Source organism: Marinospirillum sp. (assembly GCF_014859565.1).
This window is the reverse complement of record NZ_JACUUA010000321.1, coordinates 1-3107: the sequence shown is the minus strand read 5'-3', so window position 1 is coordinate 3107 and position 3107 is coordinate 1. Positions and strand designations below refer to the sequence as shown.

Below are 3107 nucleotides of genomic sequence, written 5' to 3'. Positions count from 1 at the left end.
AATTACTTCTGTAAGCAGAAAACTGTCATCAGGAGTAACGTAGTTACTAGAGTTGGATTGGCTATCTGACTCTCCTCCAGCAAATATCAAGATAACAGCAAGAAAAACAATTACTACCAGCATTATTAACCTGAGTTTGGATTTTTTTTGTTTTGGTGTGTTGTTTTCACCAAGGATTTTTGCTTTCTGTTGCTGAAACTCTTCTTCTGTCAATGCGCCGCTTTATTTAAGCTGTGCAAGTTTTTCCAAGTATTTTATACTCATTACCGTTGCCTCTTTTCGCCCAATGTTCTGCATGTACTATTCGCAGGGCGGTAAACGAATAGCACATGTTGAAAAATATGAATTATTAATTAAATTTTATGTTGATACTTGTCTCGTGCTGTAATGATCTTGAAGTCTTCCAGGTTAAGCATATTTGCGGAATGTAATCCATATCCCATGAAGCTTGATGTGGCAAACAGCAGTTCGTAGGTGGTCGGATTGTTTGCTGCTGATAAGTCTTCCAGCACTGCTTTAATCTCGGTGCTGCGAGGATTGTAGTTGGCAAGCAGGAAAATTAGTTCTGGTTTCTCTTGTCGATTAATGCTTAATTTTTCGACCCTGGTGCTTCGGTTGTATGTCAGTAATCCCAAATCGTCCAGCTGATTGATTTGGATTTCCAGATCATCAACAACTTTATTCCACAAGGCGGTATTGCCAAGAAGTTTTTCAGCATCCTTCTGATGCTTGATGATTCCAGCTGTGCCCTTTAGTGCGCCAGTACCATATTTCATTTCAATTAATACAGGAACCAGTGCAGATTTTTGACGCTCATTTGTCAGCCAGCGTACAGCCAGCATATCAAATCGTGCATCACTCTTATTGCCTGCTTCAGTCATTCCTGCTGCCTCAATATCAACAATGAAATACTCTGTTTCATTAGAGATTGAGGATTGATTGTTTTCACGCACGACCAGTTGCTGGTATTCTCGCTCCAGTTTTTTATTCCCTGTGAAGTAGCGATTCATGATCTCTTTTAAGGAGCCAATACAGCTTAGTAATTCATCCACATCTTCATCGTCCGTGATTCTTGTTGGGTAATCAGGTATCTGTGCTGTACTTTTTTCATAATTATGGTCAAATGAAACTACATATTGCTGACTGTTTTGTTCGACCTTGAGCAGTGCCCCGCCACGATAATAAATATTGATATACCGGCCACGCAAAGCCAGCATTAAGGTGTCATCCTCTTTTACTCGTTGCAATAGAGGTTTTAGCAAGCCTTCTTTGAGATCATAAATAAAATTGCTATTTAGTGAGCGATTGTAGTTGCTTGTCATTTTATTCTCCTTTAGGGTTTTGGACATTCCACCACTGTCCGTCTGGTTGTGTTTCAACATTCAAAAAAAGATTGGAGTACTGTTCGGGATGAAAACTATGGATGGGGACTAGTTTCGTAGGGTTTATAGCTTCGAAAAACCGTTTCAGGTCTACAGGGCTAGCGTGTCCAGATGTGTGAATAGACACACGTTTGATCCTGGTATTCGTAAGCCAATCCTTGATGTAGTCATAACTCCCAGCATCCCAATAACCACTCCACTGCGAATAAATGTACGCTGCTGTATCCAAATTTTTTGCGCCAGATAAGGTTTTCATATGCATCGGGCGAAATAGCAGAGTGTACTTGTCTGCATGTTTCAGTAACTCTTCCTCGTAGATTCTGTTTTTACTGTGTAACTGCAACTGGTCAAACCACTTGTTTACAAAGATCTGTCCTCGTTGCTGACTTGGTACGTATAAAACAACATCATTCCAGTGCGACTGAGGTAAATTTGAATTTTCAGTTGCTGCAAGAACACTGGCTGAGTAGAGGTCTAGTACAAGTTTACGACCACACTGCTTGCTGGCTCTGAAAATTGATACAATTCGATCCAGGTTTTGCATTGATGTGTGAACCATTGCCAGGCCATCACAGCTTAAAAAAACATCTTTCAGTTGGTTTTCAATGTCACTTTCTGTCGGAAAGTGTTGATCTGCTTGAAGCCTGCCCAGCGAAGAACCCTCCATTAAAAGAGCATCAACGTGTGAGGGCGGGTTTTTCAGAAGGTTCTCAAATAGTGCAGATTTGCGGCCATGACCTCTGAAATCACCGGTATACAAAAGTCGATGGTCATCGGCTTCAATGAGTAAAGCGTAGGCATCGTATGCTGAGTGATCGACCAGATAGGGTGTAATAGAAAATGGTCCAATCTGAATTTTTTTGCCGTTCTCATAACACCAGCCTTCTGATGGAATTGGTAACTCAGTAGGCAAGAACGGTGCTGCAGCTTTCAAAATGCGCCTTGCTGCAGCACCCATACCGACAGGCAGATCTTGGCGTACGTGTTTGAGAAGCCCGAAGTGATCCAGGTGCGGGTGCGAAATGAGAATGCCCAGCAGGGAGTTGTCATCTTCTTTCAGGCCAGATACAGCAGGTAAGTGTTCGGGTGAATTTTCTTTGGCGTCAAGAGGAAGCCCCAAGTCGAGCAGAAGACGTTTGCCATGATGCTCCACTTCAACACAACTACCACCAATCTGCTGGCTTCCTCGATGAATGCAAACCTGCATGTGCTCTCCTTGATTAAACTCCTGTACTTGGTAGGAGCTTAACCTTTTCGACTAAAGAAAAAAATGCCAAATCCAGATGAGCATAGATTTGCATGGTGGTGCATCATTATCGTTCGCATACATTGTATAAAATTCAGTTTTAGCGACGCATAGTGACGCAGCATGTCTTTACAGTGGATCTTCAAGAGTAATAAAGGAGGCTGATATGCGCTGGCAAGAAATCCAAAGCATTTGTACAGGTGTGAGTCCTGAAATTCCAAGTTCTGACCAGCAGGCAGGTGAGGAAAAGCACTTTGCACAGATGCTGGCTGCACGCCTTCTGATACTGGCACAGAAAAAACGACTACTATCTTCACATATTGATTGGCAAAGTTTTTATATTTGGCTGGGTGTTGATGTTAGACCGGGAAAGTGATCGAACCGGTAACTCCGGCAAAGCCATCAAGCTAAACATTGCATGGATGTGTAAAATGCAGCGAATAAACGCATAGGTTTAAAGCCTTGTTCACTGCTGGGTA

At 42.3% G+C, this 3107-nt stretch carries 4 protein-coding genes; 1 reads left to right on the top strand and 3 read right to left on the bottom strand.

Going from position 1 to position 3107, the window contains the following annotated elements:
• The 3 genes from IBX50_RS19030 to IBX50_RS19020 form a co-directional block, all read right to left on the bottom strand.
• The coding region (locus IBX50_RS19030) for a hypothetical protein (protein WP_292257975.1) at positions 1-213 on the bottom strand (213 nt) is incomplete at its 3' end.
• Positions 214-353: 140 nt separating this feature from the next.
• Complete coding sequence (locus tag IBX50_RS19025; protein WP_292257974.1) at positions 354-1322, bottom strand: hypothetical protein; 969 nt, start codon at positions 1320-1322, stop codon at positions 354-356.
• Position 1323: 1 nt separating this feature from the next.
• Positions 1324-2589, bottom strand: coding sequence for an MBL fold metallo-hydrolase (locus IBX50_RS19020; RefSeq protein WP_292257973.1), 1266 nt, complete (start codon positions 2587-2589; stop codon positions 1324-1326).
• 205 nt (positions 2590-2794) lie between these two features.
• Between IBX50_RS19020 and IBX50_RS19015 the strand changes: the two genes are divergently transcribed.
• Positions 2795-3004 (top strand): hypothetical protein, encoded by a 210-nt coding sequence (locus IBX50_RS19015; protein ID WP_292257972.1) that lies wholly within the window; start codon positions 2795-2797, stop codon positions 3002-3004.
• Positions 3005-3107 lie beyond the last annotated feature (103 nt).

Bases quoted from the DNA above. Each gene is read 5' to 3' on its own strand.
- IBX50_RS19025 (WP_292257974.1), bottom strand. From the start codon at position 1,322: ATGACAAGCAACTACAATCGCTCACTAAATAGCAATTTTATTTATGAT.
- IBX50_RS19020 (WP_292257973.1), bottom strand. From the start codon at position 2,589: ATGCAGGTTTGCATTCATCGAGGAAGCCAGCAGATTGGTGGTAGTTGT.
- IBX50_RS19015 (WP_292257972.1), top strand. From the start codon at position 2,795: ATGCGCTGGCAAGAAATCCAAAGCATTTGTACAGGTGTGAGTCCTGAA.